This is a genomic window from Methyloterricola oryzae (assembly GCF_000934725.1).
GTDB classification, from domain to species: domain Bacteria; phylum Pseudomonadota; class Gammaproteobacteria; order Methylococcales; family Methylococcaceae; genus Methyloterricola; species Methyloterricola oryzae.
Genome location: NZ_JYNS01000001.1, coordinates 134,155 through 150,416 on the forward strand (window position 1 = coordinate 134,155; position 16,262 = coordinate 150,416).

General features: G+C 62.5%; 15 protein-coding genes. 5 read left to right on the forward strand and 10 right to left on the reverse strand.

Annotation, left to right across the window (positions count from 1 at the left end):
- Positions 1-59: 59 nt before the first annotated feature.
- Complete coding sequence (locus EK23_RS00530) at positions 60-2,414, reverse strand: Lon protease family protein (RefSeq protein WP_045223330.1); 2,355 nt, start codon at positions 2,412-2,414, stop codon at positions 60-62.
- A 310-nt stretch (positions 2,415-2,724) separates the two neighbouring features.
- Between EK23_RS00530 and gap the strand changes: the two genes are divergently transcribed.
- The 5 genes from gap (at position 2,725) to aqpZ (ending at position 7,684) form a co-directional block, all read left to right on the forward strand.
- Positions 2,725-3,735 carry a type I glyceraldehyde-3-phosphate dehydrogenase gene (gene gap / locus EK23_RS00535; RefSeq protein WP_045223331.1) on the forward strand — a complete coding sequence of 337 codons (1,011 nt, stop codon included), beginning with the start codon at positions 2,725-2,727 and terminating at the stop codon, positions 3,733-3,735.
- A 41-nt stretch (positions 3,736-3,776) separates the two neighbouring features.
- A complete protein-coding gene (gene pyk / locus EK23_RS00540) occupies positions 3,777-5,237 on the forward strand; it encodes a pyruvate kinase (RefSeq protein WP_045223332.1) in 1,461 nt (486 codons plus the stop codon).
- A 42-nt stretch (positions 5,238-5,279) separates the two neighbouring features.
- Complete coding sequence (locus tag EK23_RS00545; protein ID WP_045223333.1) at positions 5,280-6,287, forward strand: class 1 fructose-bisphosphatase; 1,008 nt, start codon at positions 5,280-5,282, stop codon at positions 6,285-6,287.
- Between the two features lie 25 nt (positions 6,288-6,312).
- Positions 6,313-6,912 (forward strand): IMPACT family protein, encoded by a 600-nt coding sequence (locus EK23_RS00550; protein WP_235281866.1) that lies wholly within the window; start codon positions 6,313-6,315, stop codon positions 6,910-6,912.
- A gap of 76 nt (positions 6,913-6,988) precedes the next feature.
- Positions 6,989-7,684, forward strand: coding sequence for an aquaporin Z (aqpZ, locus tag EK23_RS00555; RefSeq protein ID WP_045223335.1), 696 nt, complete (start codon positions 6,989-6,991; stop codon positions 7,682-7,684).
- Positions 7,685-7,758: 74 nt separating this feature from the next.
- On the opposite strand, the gene EK23_RS00560 is transcribed toward aqpZ, so the two are convergent.
- The 9 genes from EK23_RS00560 to rpsB all read right to left on the reverse strand — a co-directional run bounded on the left by EK23_RS00560 (position 7,759) and on the right by rpsB (position 16,034).
- Positions 7,759-8,505 carry a DsbC family protein gene (locus tag EK23_RS00560; protein ID WP_045223336.1) on the reverse strand — a complete coding sequence of 249 codons (747 nt, stop codon included), beginning with the start codon at positions 8,503-8,505 and terminating at the stop codon, positions 7,759-7,761.
- 67 nt (positions 8,506-8,572) lie between these two features.
- Positions 8,573-9,922, reverse strand: a complete 1,350-nt coding sequence (gene rseP / locus EK23_RS00565; protein WP_045223337.1) for an RIP metalloprotease RseP — start codon at positions 9,920-9,922, stop codon at positions 8,573-8,575.
- 27 nt (positions 9,923-9,949) lie between these two features.
- A complete protein-coding gene (gene ispC / locus EK23_RS00570; RefSeq protein WP_045223338.1) occupies positions 9,950-11,128 on the reverse strand; it encodes a 1-deoxy-D-xylulose-5-phosphate reductoisomerase in 1,179 nt (392 codons plus the stop codon).
- Positions 11,125-11,940 (reverse strand): phosphatidate cytidylyltransferase, encoded by an 816-nt coding sequence (locus EK23_RS00575; RefSeq protein WP_045223339.1) that lies wholly within the window; start codon positions 11,938-11,940, stop codon positions 11,125-11,127. The genes ispC and EK23_RS00575 overlap by 4 nt, the downstream gene beginning before the upstream one ends.
- Before the next feature lie 31 nt (positions 11,941-11,971).
- The gene (gene uppS, locus EK23_RS00580; protein ID WP_235281897.1) at positions 11,972-12,682 is read right to left on the reverse strand and encodes a polyprenyl diphosphate synthase; all 711 of its coding nucleotides are present in this window, start codon (positions 12,680-12,682) and stop codon (positions 11,972-11,974) included.
- A gap of 118 nt (positions 12,683-12,800) precedes the next feature.
- Positions 12,801-13,358, reverse strand: a complete 558-nt coding sequence (frr, locus tag EK23_RS00585) for a ribosome recycling factor (protein ID WP_045223341.1) — start codon at positions 13,356-13,358, stop codon at positions 12,801-12,803.
- A gap of 69 nt (positions 13,359-13,427) precedes the next feature.
- On the reverse strand, positions 13,428-14,150 hold the full coding sequence (pyrH, locus tag EK23_RS00590; protein ID WP_438941132.1) for a UMP kinase: 723 nt from the start codon (positions 14,148-14,150) through the stop codon (positions 13,428-13,430).
- A 106-nt stretch (positions 14,151-14,256) separates the two neighbouring features.
- The gene (tsf, locus tag EK23_RS00595; protein WP_045223343.1) at positions 14,257-15,141 is read right to left on the reverse strand and encodes a translation elongation factor Ts; all 885 of its coding nucleotides are present in this window, start codon (positions 15,139-15,141) and stop codon (positions 14,257-14,259) included.
- A 107-nt stretch (positions 15,142-15,248) separates the two neighbouring features.
- Positions 15,249-16,034: a 30S ribosomal protein S2 gene (gene rpsB / locus EK23_RS00600; RefSeq protein WP_045223344.1), complete on the reverse strand. Its 786-nt coding sequence runs from the start codon at positions 16,032-16,034 to the stop codon at positions 15,249-15,251.
- Positions 16,035-16,262: the final 228 nt, after the last annotated feature.

Below are 16,262 nucleotides of genomic sequence, written 5' to 3' on the forward strand. Positions count from 1 at the left end.
GCAAATTTGCAAGACATCGGCACCGCGTCAGGCGGAATTACGCATACCTCGCATCGGCGCTAGCGCGAGCGGCCGTTGCCGCTGAGGCGGGACAAAGAACGCAGTTTTGACACCGCTTTGGCGTTCACCGTGGCCGCCGCAATGCCGGTCAGCAAGGCAAGAGCCTCGTCCACGGAATCCACGGAGTACACCGCGAAGTCGCCGCGCGTCGCGGCTTCCACCACATCCTGCTCCAGCATCAGGCTGCTGAGGTTGGCCTTGGGGATGATCACCCCGTGTTCGCCATGGAACCCGCGCTCGGCGCACAACCGGAAAAAACCCTCGATCTTCTCGTTAACGCCGCCCACCGCCTGAACTTCGCCGTACTGGTTGATGGACCCGGTGGTGGCGAGGGACTGGCGAATGGGGATGCCGGTAAGCGCCGAGATGAGGGCGCACACTTCGGCCAGGGAGGCGCTGTCGCCGTCCACATAGCCGTAGGACTGCTCGATGGCGATGTTGGCGGATACGGCCAGCGGGAAATCCCGCGCATAGCGATGCCCCAAATAGCCCGAGAGGATCATGATGCCCTTGGAATGAATCGCCTGCCCCAGCAGCACCTCGCGCTCGATGTCCACCACCCCTCGGGTGCCAGGGTACAGGGTTGCCGTGATGCGCGCCGGCATGCCGAAACGGCTGTCGCCCACTTCCAGCACGGTCAGCCCGTTGATCTTGCCCACGGCGGACCCGGCGGTGTCGATGAGCACCCTCCCCTCCAGCACTTCCTCCCGCAACTGCTGGCTGATGCGGCCCAGGCGCTGCTCGCGAAGGCGCAGGGCGGACTCCACGTGGGACTGGTCGATCGCGGCGCCGCCCTCACGCCCGCGGAGCAAGTCCGCTTCGCCCACCAGTTCAAACAGATCGCCGATGCGTGCGGACAAACGCCCGGTATGCCCGGCGTGGCGGATGCTGACCTCCACCAGCCGCGCCACCGCCGCCGGCGTCAGGGCCGGGCAGCCAGTTTCATCCGCATGGGCCCTGATGAGGCGGGCCAGGTCCAGGGTTGTGGCGGCATTGCGGGTCAGGTGGTCATCGAAATCCGCCAGCACACGGAACAGCTCATTGAACTCATCGTCCAGGGCCTGCATGACGTAATAAAGTTCGGCGTCGCCGATGAGCACGATCTTGACCCGCAGCGGTATTTCCTCGGGATTGAGGGTCACCACCGCCACCTGGCCGGGATCCTGCTGGGGCGCCTCGATGCGGATCTGGCGGTTCTTCAAGGCCCGCTTCAGCGCCGGCCACACATGCGGCTCGGACACCAGCTTCTCCGCATCGAGGATCAGGTAACCGCCATTGGCCTGGTGCACGGCCCCCGGATAAATCAACTTGTAATGGGTGACCAGGGCGCCCTGCTCGTTCACGTATTCCACCCGGCCGAACAGGTTGCCGTAGGTGGGATTGGGTTCATACACCACCGGCGCATCCTCGCCGGCGTGGCTCACCAGCAGCTTGGGGCAGTAGCGGTTGACCAGGTCCTGGCGCTTGCTCACTTCATCCCGCCCCTCCAGCGGCCGGTCTTCCATGAGCATCTCGGCCACCGTGCGCAGCAGGTCGTGCCGGGCATCCTCCAGATAGCGCAGCAGCGCCGGCGCCTCGCCATAGGTTTCGGCTAGGCCGACCAGCAGGGGCTCCACCGCCTGGGTGATGGTATCCTGCTGTAGCTGCCGCAGGCGCTCGCTGCTCTCCCGCTTCCACTGGGGTAGGGCCATCAGCGCGTCGTTGAGGTTTTTCTCCAGGCGCTTGGCCGTGGCATGAAAAGCCTCCCGCTCCTCCTCGGGGAACCCGGCGAACTCCTCCTCGCTCACCGGCTCGCCACCCAGCATGGGCGAGAAGGACACGGAATCACCTTCGCGGAATAGGGCGATGCTCTCGGCGCGCGCGGCGGCTTCCACTTCGTCGATGGCGCGGCTGTAACGCTGGTTGAATTCCAGTTCGATGGCCTGCTTGCCGCGCTGGAAGGCGGGGTTTTCGAAGGCGGTGGGAAAGGTCGCCATCAGATTGTCGACGAAGGCCTCCATGTCGGCCACCAGGGACTTGCCCTTCCCCGCCGGCAGTTCCAAGGCCAGGGGTTGGCGAATATCGGTGAAATTGTTGAGGTAGAGCCAGTCGGAGGGCACCGCCAGGTCGTGTGCCCGGGTCTGCAGGTAATGGGTGACCAGGGACAGCCGGCCGCAGCCGGGATCGCCCATGACAAATATGTTGTAACCCGGCCGCTGCATGGCGACGCCGAATTCGATGGCGGCCTGCGCCCGCTCCTGTCCCAGCACACCCAGGTAGGGTTCCAGTTCATCGGTGCTGGCGAAATCGAAACCGGCAGGATCGACCCGAAAACGAAGCAACTCGGGCGGGACAGGCGTTCGGCAATCGCTCATGGTTCAGTCCTTGCGCGTTTTTGCTCAACAGTAAAGCAGAGAATCAGGGTCAGCGCGATGTGACCGCCGGATACCCTGTCGCTGGGCAAGCATTGATGAGCCCTGGCAGGCCAAGCTCTCGCTGGACTAGCTTGTGGCGACTTTGGTATAGTCGAAAGTCAACGATTTCCGCCCGTCCCCGTCGCATGACGGCGACGGCCGGGGCCGCCGATGCGGGTCATTCCGCACCCAGCTGCCACAGAATCGGGCCGGTTCGGGCACGCTGAAGACCCCCCTAAGAACAGAAGAACATTGACCAGGAGACATGGCTATGACGATTAAAGTCGCGATCAACGGATACGGACGCATCGGCCGCAACGTGCTGCGCGCCATTTACGAATCCGGACGCACGGATGTGAAGGTCGTCGCCATCAATGACCTGGGGGATGCCCGCATCAATGCCCACCTGACCAAGCACGACACCGTCCACGGCCCCTTCCAGGGCACCGTGACCATCGAGGACGGCGACCTGGTGGTGAACGGCGACCGCATCAAGGTGCTGTCCGAGCGCGATCCGTCAAAGCTGCCTTGGGGCGCTCTCGGCGTGGACGTGGTGCATGAATGCACCGGCGTGTTCCGCAACAAGGCCAAATGCCAGGCGCATATCGACGCCGGCGCGAAGAAAGTAATCATCTCCGCCCCCGCGGACAAGAACGAAGCCGACGCCACCATCGTTTACGGCGTCAACCATAGCGTGCTGAAGGGCAGCGATACGGTGATCTCCAACGCGTCCTGCACCACCAACTGCCTGGCGCCCCTGGTGAAGCCCCTGCAGGACAAGATCGGCATCGTTTCCGGCCTGATGACCACCATCCATTCCTACACCAACGACCAGGTGCTGACGGACGTCTACCACAGCGACCTGTACCGCGCCCGCGCCGCAGCCCTGAACATGATCCCGACCAAGACCGGCGCCGCCCAGGCCGTGGGCCTAGTGTTGCCGGAACTGAACGGCAAGCTGTCCGGCTTTGCCGTGCGCGTCCCCACCGCGAACGTCTCGGTGGTGGACCTGACCTTCATCGCCAGCCGCGAAACCACCGCCGAGGAAATCAACGGCATCATGAAGGCGGCATCCGAAGGCGAACTCAAGGGCATTCTGCACTACAACGACCAGCCCCTGGTCTCCAGCGACTTCAACCACACCACCGCATCGTCCAATTTCGATTCCACCCAGACCAAGGTGATCGGCAATCTGGTGAAGGTTCTCAGCTGGTATGACAACGAGTGGGGCTTCTCCTGCCGAATGCTGGACACGACCGTCGCCCTGATGAACGCGCGTTGAGGAGAGAACGCGCATTCGCAGGGATCAATCCATGAACAGGAATGAAGACATTTCGTCGCACTAAGATCATCGCAACCTTAGGGCCTGCCTGCGAGGCCCCGGAAACCCTCGAAAAACTCCTCCGAGCCGGCGCCGATGTGGTCCGGCTCAATTTTTCCCACGGCAGCGCCGAGGAACACCAGGCGCGCGCCGAACTGGTCCGCGACATCGCCCGCCGCCTGGGCACCCATGTGGGCATCCTCGCCGACCTGCAAGGCCCCAAGATCCGCGTCGCCTGCTTCAAGGGCGGCAAGGTCACCCTGCAGGACGGCCAGAGCTTCGACCTGGACACCGCGCTTCCCCACGACGATGGCGACGCCACCCAGGTGGGCTGCTCCTACGAGGCCCTCCCGCGAGACGTGAAGGCCGGCGACAAGTTGCTGCTCAACGATGGCCTGATCGAACTCAAAGTCAAAGCCGTGGCCGGCACGCGGGTCCATTGCGTGGTGACCAGCGGCGGCGTGCTGTCCGATCACAAGGGCATCAACAAGCAGGGCGGCGGATTGTCCGCCCCGGCCCTCACCGACAAGGACCGCGCGGACCTGCGCACCGCGGTGATGATCGGCGCCGATTACCTGGCCATTTCCTTTCCCCGCTCCAAGTACGACATCCTCGAGGCCCGCACGCTGTTGCGCAGCGAAGGCAGCGACATGGGCATCGTCGCCAAGATCGAGCGCGCCGACGCCATCGCCAAGGGTGTGATCGAGGAGATCATCGAGGCTTCCGACGCCATCATGGTGGCGCGCGGCGACCTGGGTGTGGAGATCGGCGACGCCCTGCTGCCCCACGAGCAGAAACGCCTCATCCGCCTGGCGCGCCAGCACAACAAGGTAGCGATCACGGCGACCCAGATGATGGAGTCCATGATCGAGAATCCGCAGCCCACCCGCGCCGAGGTGTCCGACGTGGCTAACGCGGTGCTGGACGGCACCGACGCGGTAATGCTTTCCGCCGAGACCGCCGCCGGGCGCTTCCCCGACCGCGCCGTCGCGGCCATGGCGCGGGTTTGCCTGGAGGCCGAGAAATACCCTAGGATGCGGCAATCCAACCACCGCAATGACCAGCGCTTCCACAAGATCGACGAGGCCATCGCCATGTCGGCCATGTACATCGCCAATCACCTGCCAGTGCGCGCCATCGGCGCGCTGACGGAAACGGGCCACACGCCCCTGTGGATGTCCCGCATCAGTTCCGGCATCCCCATCTTCGCCCTGACCGCCCACGAGAAGACCTGCCGGCGCGTGACCCTGTTGCGGGGGGTGTATCCCATCAGCTTCAGCGAAACAGGCATTTCCGACCACGCCGTGCTGAACAAGGCCATCGTCCAGGAATTTTTAGATCGCAAGCTTGTGACCCAGGACGATTTGGTGATCCTGACCAAGGGCGATCTGACCGGCCACAGCGGCGCCACCAATGCCCTGAAGATTTCCAGCGTGCGTGACGTGCTGGCCACGGCGGCCTAGCCCGAACGCGCGCTCCGACCGCCCCAAGACCCGCGAGGCAGCATGAAAGGCGAATCCCTGACCCAGTTCATCATCCGCGAACAGCGCAAGTCCCCCAAGGCGACGGGCGAGTTCACCCTGCTGGTCAACGACGTGGCCAGCGCCTGCAAGGCCATCGCCCACGAGGTGAACCGGGGCAGCCTGGCCGGCAACCTGGGGCTGGCGGGGTCGGAGAACATCCAGGGCGAGGTGCAGAAGAAGCTGGACGTGATCACCAACGACATCTTCATCCGCTCCCTGGAATGGACCGGACACCTGGCGGGCATGGCCTCTGAAGAAAACGACGAGATCATCCAGATTCCTTCCGGCTACCCGAGAGGCAAGTACCTGATCTGCTTCGACCCACTGGACGGCTCGTCGAACATCGACGTGAACATCTCGGTCGGCACCATCTTTTCCATCCTGCGCGCGCCGGAAGCCGGGGGCAATCTCACCGCCGAAGACTTCCTGCAGCCCGGCACCCAGCAGGTTTGCGCGGGCTTTTGCGTGTACGGTCCCACCACCATGATGGTGCTGACCACGGGGAACGGCGTCAACGGCTTCACCCTGGACCGCGACGTGGGCGAGTTCATCCTGACCCACCCCAATATGCGCATCCCCGAAGATACCGCCGAGTTCGCCATCAACATGTCCAACCAGCGCTTCTGGGAAGAACCGGTGCAGCGCTATGTGGCCGAATGCGTCAAGGGCAAGGACGGCGGGCGGGAGAAGAATTTCAACATGCGCTGGATCGCCTCCATGGTGGCCGAGGTCTACCGCATACTCACCCGCGGCGGCATCTTCATGTACCCCCTGGATACCAAGGATCCCGGCAAGGGCGGCAAGCTGCGCCTGATGTACGAGGCCAACCCCATGAGCTTCATCATCGAGCAGGCAGGCGGTGCCAGTTCAACCGGACGCGAGCGCATCATGAGCCTGACGCCGCAGAACATCCACCAGCGCGTGCCGGTGATCCTGGGCTCGCGCAAGGAAGTGGAGCGCGTGGTCAGTTATCACCTGGAGTCAATCTGAGCGCTCACGCGCCGAACGCATAATCTTGCGCAGTTTCACCACCCTGGCGGCCCCCAGCCAGCACCAGGAAATCGTCAAGAACTCCAGCTTCATCGCCTACGCGGCGCGGGCCGACAACGCCCGCGAGGCCGCCGCGTTCCTGCAGTCGGTGGCGCAGCGCCACGCGGATGCCTCGCACCTGTGCTGGGCCTATCGGATAGCCGGCGAGTACCGTTTCAGCGACGGCGGCGAACCCGGCGGCACGGCGGGCCAGCCCATCCTGCGCGCCATCGAGGGCCAGGACCTAGACCATGTAGTGGTCGGCGTAATCCGCTATTTCGGCGGTACCAAGCTGGGCACCGGCGGCCTGGTCCGGGCCTACGGCGGCACGGCGGCCGAGGCTCTGCGGCAGGCAGAACGCAAGACCGAATCGCCCCGGGTGGAACTGATCGCGGAAGTGGCCTTCGAGCACATGGGCAGCCTGTACCGGCTGCTGGATGCGGCGGAGGCGGAACGGGGCGGAGAGGAATACACGGACGCGGGCGTGCGTATCCTGATCAGCCTGGAATCGGGCAAGTTCGAGGCCCTGGGCATGGCCCTGCGCGACGCAACCCGGGGCGAATACCGGCTGGAACCGGCGCACTAAGAAATTTTTGTTGCCGGCAGGTGACAGTCGGTGATATCAAGGAGCGGCGATAACAACAATACAAGGAGACCTTCCAATGCCCATCGTCAATCGCGCTTCCGCGGAGTTCTTTGGTACTTTCTGGCTCGTCTTCGGTGGTTGCGGCAGTGCCGTGCTGGCAGCCGCCTTTCCGGAACTCGGGATCGGTTTTGTCGGCGTCGCCCTGGCCTTCGGCCTGACAGTGCTGACCATGGCCTATGCCATCGGCCACATTTCCGGTTGCCATCTCAACCCGGCGGTTTCCATTGGCCTGTGCGTGGGAGGCCGCTTTCCAGCCAGCGAATTGCTACCCTACATCGGCGCGCAGGTACTGGGCGGGATCGTGGGGGCCGGAGTCCTCTACCTGATCGCCACCGGCAAGGCGGGCTTTGACGTGTCCGGCGGTTTTGCCTCCAACGGCTACGGCGAGCATTCGCCCGGCCACTACTCCCTCACCGCCTGCTTCATTGCCGAGGTGGTGCTGACCTTCTTTTTCCTGTTCATCATCCTGGGCTCGACCGACTCCCGCGCTCCGGCGGGCTTCGCGCCCATCGCCATCGGCCTCGGGCTCACCCTGATCCACCTGATCGGAATTCCCGTCACCAACCTCTCGGTCAACCCGGCACGTAGCACGGCGGTGGCGGTCTATGTGGGCGACTGGGCCGTGCTGCAGTTGTGGCTGTTCTGGCTCGCGCCCATTCTCGGCGGCGCCCTGGCAGGTTTTGTGTATCCACGTCTCGCCAAGGCAAGTTGAAAACTCAGAGCACGCTGAAAAGAAAAGCCGCCCAAGGGCGGCTTTTCTCGTTCTGCAAAGGGCTTAGATAGACGTCAGCGTGAAGCGCTCTTGTTGGTGCTGGCCTCGGTTTCCAGAATCTTGGCCAGTTGCTTGGCCGGCACATAGCCCGGCAGAACATTTCCCTTCTCCGTTACGATCATGGGTGTGCCCTGTGCGCCGATGGCGTTGCCGAGGGCATAGTGCTCAGCAACCGGGTTGTCGCACGACTTGGATTCCACCGTTTCACCCTTTTTGGCCTTGGTCAGCGCACCGTTGCGGTCGCTGGAGCACCAGACGGAGATGGCCTTTTTCCAGGAGTCGCTCCCTTCCCCGGCGCGGGGGAAGAACAGGTAACTGATCTCGATGCCTTCCTTGCCATACTGATCGATCTCGGAATGCAGCTTACGGCAGTACCCGCAATCGATATCGGTGAACACGTAGGCATGATGCTTGGTGATCTTGGGCTTGAAGCTGATCATGCGATTACCACCCACCTTGTTTAGCGCACCCATGCGGGCCTCTGCCACGCGCGGCTCGGTGAGATCTTCCTTGGCCTTCACGTCGATCAGGCTGCCCTGGATCAGGTAATTGCCATCGCCCGACACATAGAACAGCTTGGGACCCACCATGACTTCGTAGAGGCCGCTGATCGGACTGGGTTTGATGCTGTCGGGCTTCATGCCAGGCAACGCCAGCTTGAGGGAATCCTCAATGGCTTTGGTCGCGCCGGGAGCTTCCGCCGCCACCGCGGAGACCGCCGTCAGTCCGGCGATCATGAATGTCAGAAAACGTTTCTTCATGGATGAGGTCCGTGGTTGAGGCGAAATTGGATTCCGCAGTTTGGAAAAGCCGGTAAAGCAGCCGATTTCACGATAACAGGCGTTCGATGTCCAGAAAAAACGCCAGCGCCATGAGGGACAACAATAGAAATATGCCAACCTGCTGACAAAACGCCTGCACATTTTCGGACAGCGGGCTGCCCTTCAAAGCCTCGATCAGATAGAACAACAGGTGTCCGCCATCGAGTACCGGAATGGGCAGGAGATTCAGCACGGCCAGGCTGATACTGACGATGGCCAGAAACTTGAAGAACTGCACCAGGCCCATGCGCGCCGATTGCCCGGCGTATTGTGCAATGCTGATGGGACCGCTGAGATTCTCGATGGCCGCCTCGCCTATGACCATGCGCCCCATCATCTTCAGGGTCATCACCGAATATTCGCCGGTGCGCAGGAAAGCGGCCCCCAAGGCCGGCAAGGCATCCAGCTTGTATTCGGCTTTCATCGCATCCATCACACCCTCGGGCACCTTGACCATGGCGCCGATACGCCCCACCTTGCCCTGCGGGGAGTCGATGCCCGTCGGCGTGATAGACAGGTTGACGGTCACCCCGTCACGTTCGATGGCAAGGCGCAGCGGCTCGCCGGGGTGCGCGCGCACATGCTCCACCCATTGCTGCCAGGTGTCGATGACGGTCCCGTCCACGCTCACCAGTCGGTCGCCGCCGCGCAAACCCGCAGCTTCCGCCGGGCTCCCTGGCTCGACACGCTCCACCACGGGTTCCAGGAGGGGCTGCCAGGGTTTCATGCCCAGTTGTTCGTACAACTTTTCCGGCTGCTCCGCCAGTTCCGAGGGCACGCGGAGTTCGCGCTGAATGGAGCGTCCATCGCGATCCTTCACCATGAATCGAACCTTCTCATCGATCAGCATGGCTTCCAGAAAGGCATTCATGGCGAGGTTCCAGGTCGGCGTCTCGGTATCGCCCACCTGCACGATCTCATCGCCTTCGGTAAAGCCCGCATCCGCTGCCAGGGTCTGCGGCGGCACCGGACCCAACACCGGCTTAGTGCCGGTTTCCCCGATCATGAACACGGCCCAGTACAGAAGGATGGCCAGAAGGAAATTGAAAACGGGGCCGGCGGCAACGATGATGGACCGCTTCAGCAGGCTTTGGCGGTTGAACGCATACGGAAGATCGGCTGGATCCACCACTTCCTCGCGCTCGTCCACCATTTTCACATAGCCCCCAAGGGGCAGCACGCCGATGACGAATTCAGTCTGGTCCGGGGCTTTCTGGTATCGCCACAGGGTTCTGCCGAACCCCAGGGAGAAACGCAGCACCTTGACGCCCAGCTTTCGCGCGGCGATGAAGTGCCCGTACTCGTGAAAACTGATCAGGACGCCCAACGCAAGCAGGAAATAAAACAATGTATGCATGGCCTGGCAAACCTGGGTAGTGGGAGATTACATGCGCGCTATGTAAGCCTCGGCGGCCGCGCGGGCCTCGGTGTCGGCCGCCAGGACCCCCTCGATGGAGTCCACTGGACGGGACGGGATGGCTTCCATGCAGTATTCGTTGATGGCGGGAATCGCCGTGAATGGAATTTTTCCGGCGAGAAAGGCCGCTACCGCCACTTCGTTTCCTGCGTTGAGCACCGCGGGGGTGATGCCGCCGGCGCGGACCGCCTCGTAGGCCAGCCCCAAGTTCGGGAAGCGCTCGAAATCGGGACTCCGGAAATTCAGTTGTTCGACCGCGAATAAGTCCAGAGGTTCCGCGCCCGAGTCAAAGCGGTCGGGCCAGGCCAGCGCATGGGCGATGGGAATGCGCATATCCGGGTTGCCCATCTGGGCCAGCACTGTGCCGTCCACATAATCCACCATGGAATGGATCACGCTCTGCGGATGCACCACTACCTGCACCTGCTCCGGCGCCACATTGAACAGCAGGCAGGCCTCGATCACCTCCAGGCCCTTGTTCATCATGGTGGCGGAATCAACGGAAATCTTGCGACCCATCACCCAGTTGGGATGGGCGCAGGCCTCATCCGGCGTCACCTCGTGCAGTTCGTCGACGCCCTTGTTGAGGAAAGGCCCACCCGAGGCCGTTAGAAGAATGCGCCGCACTTGCGGCGGATTGCGCCCGGCATGGTAACCCGCTGGCATGCACTGGAAGATGGCATTATGCTCGCTGTCGATGGGCAGCAACTCGGCGCCGAACTCCACCACCGCCTGCATGAACAAGGGCCCGGACATCACCAGGGCTTCCTTGTTGGCAAGCAACACGCTCTTGCCGGCACGCGCCGCCGCGAGGGTGGGCAACAACCCCGCCGCGCCGACGATGGCCGCCATGACGCTATCCACCTCGGGCAGTGTGGCGACTTCCTCCAGGGCCTTGGCACCGCAAAGCACCTGGATTCCCGACAGGCCCTCGGCAATCAGACGATGGCGGAATTCGGCCGCCTTCGTTTCATCCAGCAGCACGGTATAGCTTGGGCGGTGCGCCCGGCACTGCTCCAGCAATCGATCCAGGTTGTTGTTGGCCGTAAGCGCCACCACGCGGTAGGCGCCGGGATGGCGCCCCACCACGTCCAGAGTGGAAACGCCGATAGATCCGGTGGAACCCAGGACGCAGATGCCTTTCACAGAAAAATCTCCCTCAGGAACGAACCCAGGTAGAAGACGGACACCGCTGCCAGCAGACTGTCTATCCGGTCAAGGACGCCGCCGTGGCCCGGCAGCAGCGAACCGCTGTCCTTGACTCCACGGACACGCTTGGCCAGGCTCTCGAACAGGTCACCGATGACGGACACCACGACCGCAAGTACGGAGATGAGTGCAAAATCGGCGATGAGCACTGGATTCAGGCCCTTGTAAAATCCAACGGCAACGGCAAACAAAGCGGCGGCTACGAGTGCGCCGTACAATCCTTCCACGGTCTTGCCCGGGCTGATCTCCGGCGACAGCTTGGTCAGGCCGAAACGCTTGCCGGCAAAATAAGCGGCGACGTCGGCCAGCCACACCAGCAGCAGCAGGTAAAGCACCTGCATGGTGCCAAAGTTGGCGCGCACCCAGACCAACAGGATCCAGGAAGCGATCAGCACGAAAAGGCCGATGCCGAGCTTGAGGGCCGTAGGGTAGTTCCAGGCCAGGAGCTTGTCAGGTATGCGCCGCACCAGGATGCTGAACACGAACCACCAGGCCACCACCACCCAGGGCAGCCAGTCGAGGGCGAAATCCCCCCACTGCGGTCCCGTGAACATGAATGCGCCGCAAGCGGCGACGAACAGCAGGCGGGGAACCGGCGTGGAGAGCCCCGCCAGATCCGCCCACTCCCAGGAGGCAACGGCCACCACGGCGCCCCACACCACGGCGAACCAGAAGGCTGGCAGGAAGAGAATGGCTACGATGATCAGCGGAGCCAGGACAAGAGCGGTGATTACGCGGTTACGCAGCATATGAATTTCTTGTTATTGCGGAAGCGGCGCCTCAGCGCCCTCCCTGGTTCACGGAAAGCATTTCCACCTGATCCCCGGTATAGCCGAAACGACGCTGACGGCTGGCATAGTCGCGGATGGCGGCTTCCAGTTCCTGCTCGTCGAAATCGGGCCACAGGGCAGCGCTGAAATACAGTTCGGTGTAGGCCATCTGCCACAGCAGAAAATTACTGATCCGCTGTTCACCGCCGGTGCGGATGAACAGGTCGGGCTCCGGCAGACCGGCAAGGCTGGTGCGGCTGTCGAACAGTTCGGCATCGATCTGCGAAGGCTGCAGCGCCCCTGCGGCGACTTGCTCAGCCAGGCTTCGCGCCGCCTGGACGATATCCCAGCGCCCCCCATAATTGGCGGCAATATTGAGGCAAAGACCCTGGTTGGCCTCTGTCATGCGTTCGGCCGCAGCGATGCGGGCCTGCAGTTCGGCGGAAAACGCCGAGCGGTCGCCGATAACGCGCAGCCGCACGTTGTTCTGATGCAGCTTGTCGGTCTCCTTCTCCAGGGTAGTCAGGAATAGTTCCATTAGCACCGACACTTCCTGGGCCGGCCGGCGCCAATTTTCGCTGCTGAATGCGAACAGGGTCAGGGCCGCAACCCCCTTTTTGGCGCAGTACTCAACCGCCTTGCGCACCGAGCCGACGCCGGCGCGATGGCCTGCGGTCCTGGGCAGAAAGCGCTGCTTGGCCCAGCGCCCATTGCCGTCCATGATGATCGCGATATGCCGCGGTATGCGCTCGTCGCTGGACTCTGTATTGTCGATTTCCACTACTTGGTTTCCGTCTTAAGGGAAGCTAACTGCACCGGTAGCACGGGGGTCGCCGGTCTCAGATGGCCATCAGGTCGGCTTCCTTCTCCGTCAGCAGCCCTTCGATTTCCTTGATGTATTGGTCCGTCAGCTTCTGTATCTGGTCCCCGCTGCGCTTCTCCTCGTCCTCCGAAATCTGCTTGTCCTTGAGGGCCGCCTTCAGTTCATTGTTGGCGTCGCGGCGGATATTGCGGATCGCCACGCGGCCATTTTCCGCCTCGGCGCGCACGACCTTGATCAGGTCCTTGCGCCGCTGCTCGGTCAGGGGGGGCAGTGGCACCCGGATCACGGGGCCATTGGTGGCGGGGTTCAGACCCAGATCGGACGCGAGGATGGCCTTCTCGATCACCGGAATCATCGCCCGCTCCCAGGGAGTGATGGAGAGCGTACGGGCATCCTCCACCGCAACATTGGCGGCCTGGGACAGGGGCACTTCGTTGCCGTAGTAATTGACGCTGACATGTTCCAGCAGGCTGGGGTGCGCCCGGCCCGTGCGGATCTTGGAAAACTCGTGCTTGAGCGCTTCGATGCTCTTCTTCATGCGCTCGCTGGTCCGTTTTTGTATGTCGTCGATCATCGCTATGTTCCGATTTCAGTCAAATTCTCGGGAGGGCTTCGCCTGCCCAACCGCGGAGCCGCCCTCGCCTCAGGCGACCTTGCCGGTCACGATCAGCGAACCGATATCCTCACCCTGCAGCAGGCGCATGATCGCGCCGGGCTGGAAAACGTTCATGACACGCAGCGCCATGTTGTGGTCGCGGCAAAGCACAAGCGCCGTCGCGTCCATCACGCTCAGACGCTGATCCAGGGCCTCGTCATAGGTGAGCTTGGGGTAGAACTGCGCCGAGGGGTTCTTGACCGGATCGGCGGAGTAAACCCCGTCGACCTTGGTGGCCTTGATCAGAAGGTCCGCCCCGATTTCGATAGCCCGAAGGCTCGCTGCGGAATCCGTAGTGAAAAACGGGTTGCCGGTGCCTGCCGCGAACACCACCACGCGCCCCTTTTCCAGATGACGCACGGCGCGCCGGCGGATGTAATCCTCGCACACCTGGTTGATCTTGAGAGCAGACATGACTCGCACCTGCTGCCCCAGATGCTCCAGAGCGTCCTGCATGGCGAGGGCATTGATCACGGTGGCCAGCATGCCCATATGGTCGCCGGTGACCCGGTCCAGCCCCTCGGAGGCCTTTTCCGCGCCCCGTATGATGTTGCCGCCACCGATGACCAGACCCACCTGGATGCCGGCATGGCACAGGTCGTTGATCTCGCCGGCCAGCCGCTGAATGGTGTGAGGATCAATACCCCCACCCTGTTCCCCCATCAAGGCTTCGCCGCTGAGCTTGAGCAGGATGCGTTTGTACTGTGCCACGATCATTCTGTTCCTTCTCTGGATTGCTGCAAATGCGGGCCTGCGGCATGGCGCGCTGCCATGCCACCGGCCCGGGGTATCAGGAGGCGGGTAGGCCCCAGGCCGATCAGGAAGCGCGCACCTGCGCCATGACTTCCTCGGCGAAGTTGCTCTCCTCCTTCTCGATGCCCTCACCCACCTCGAAGCGGATGAAGCGCAGCACGCTGGCGCCTTTGCCCTTGAGCAGGGCGCCTACCGTCTGATCCGGATCCTTGACGAAAGGCTGACCGACCAGGGTCACCTCGCCCAGGAACTTCTTGATGCGGCCCTCAACCATCTTCTCGATGATATTGGCCGGCTTGCCGCTGGCTTCAGCTTGGGCGGAGAAGATTTCCCGCTCCTTGGCGACACTCTCGGCGGGCACGCCGGCCTCGTCGACGCAGACCGGCCGGCTCGCGGCCACGTGCATGGCAATATCCTTGCCGAGAGCGGCATCGCCGCCCGACAGTTCCACCAACACGCCAATGCGGGTGCCGTGCAGATAGCTCGCGGTAATGCCGGAATCTGAGGCGAAGCGCTCGAAACGGCGCACATTGATGTTCTCGCCCAATTTCGCGATCAGTTCCTTGCGGCGCTCATCGAAGCTGATGCCGGCGCTGGGCAGCACGGTACCCAGAAGCTCATCAACCGACGCCACGGACGAATCCAGCACGCCGGCCGCCACATCGTTGGCGTAGGCGATGAAGTCGTCGTTCTTGGCCACGAAATCGGTCTCGCAGTTGACCTCCACCATGGCGGCACGCTTGCCATCGGCGCTGCTCTTCACGCAGAGGCAGCCCTCGGCAGCCGTGCGGCTGGACTTCTTGTCGGCCTTGGCCAGACCCGCCTTGCGCATGATCTCGATGGCGGCTTCCAGGTCGCCGCTGGCCTCCACCAGGGCCTTCTTGCATTCCATCATGCCGGAGCCGGTCCGCTCACGCAGCTCCTTCACCATCGATGCTGAAATGTTCATCAAATACCTCTTAGATTAACTGGTTGATTCTTATGAAAACGCCCCCGAAAGGAGGCGTTTCCGAGTTCCTCTGGAGAATCGGGTTCGCAGCCTTACCGGCGGCTCCCTTACTCGCTCAGTCCGGCGGCAGCTTCCGCCTCGACGACCGGCGCAGCGGCGCTGGCGTCCATCTCCACGAATTCGTCTTCACCGCCGGCAGCGAAGTTCACGCCATTGGCCTTACCCTGCAGGATGGACGCGGCAGCACTCTGTGCATACAGTTGCACGGCGCGGATCGAGTCATCGTTGCCCGGGATGATGTAGTCGATGCCAGCCGGGTTGTTGTTGGTATCGACGATACCAACCACGGGGATACCCAGCTTCTTCGCCTCGCAGATGGCATTCTTCTCGTAGCCCACGTCCATTACAAACAGCACGTCGGGCAGACGATCCATATCGCGGATGCCGCCCATGCTCTGGGTCAGCTTGTCCAACTCGCGCATCATGCCCAGGGCTTCCTTCTTGCTGAAGCGGTGCAGGCGGCCATCATCACGCATGGCTTCAAGCTCCTTCATACGCGACACGGACTGCTTGATGGTCTTGAAATTGGTCAACATGCCGCCCAACCAGCGATAATTGACGTAGGGCATGCCGCAGCGGCTCGCTTCCTCTTCAATGACCTTGCGGGTGGTTTTCTTGGTGCCTACAAACAGAATTCGGCCGCGGTTCGCGGCGGTTTCTTCGAGGTATTTCATCGCCTCGTTGAACAGGGGCAGCGTCTTTTCCAGATTGATGATGTGGATGTTGCTGCGGGCGCCGAAAATGAAAGGCGCCATCTTGGGATTCCAATACCGCGTCTGATGACCGAAATGAACACCGGCTTCGAGCATCTGACGCATGGTTACGGTCGACATTGAAAAACTCCTGATGTAAAAAAGGCCGCGAACAAAAGCCGGCCGGGGGGTTAAGCCTCCACCCATCCCACCCGGCGACCAGGCACTTGGTGCACTGGCACCCCGCAGGGCGTGACGATGAGTGTGTGTGGTTGCCAAAACAAGCCATGCTTTATACCATAAAGCGGATTCATCAACAATCCACGCGGCATCCATCAACCGCCCGAGGCGTCCGTCGCACACCCTCAT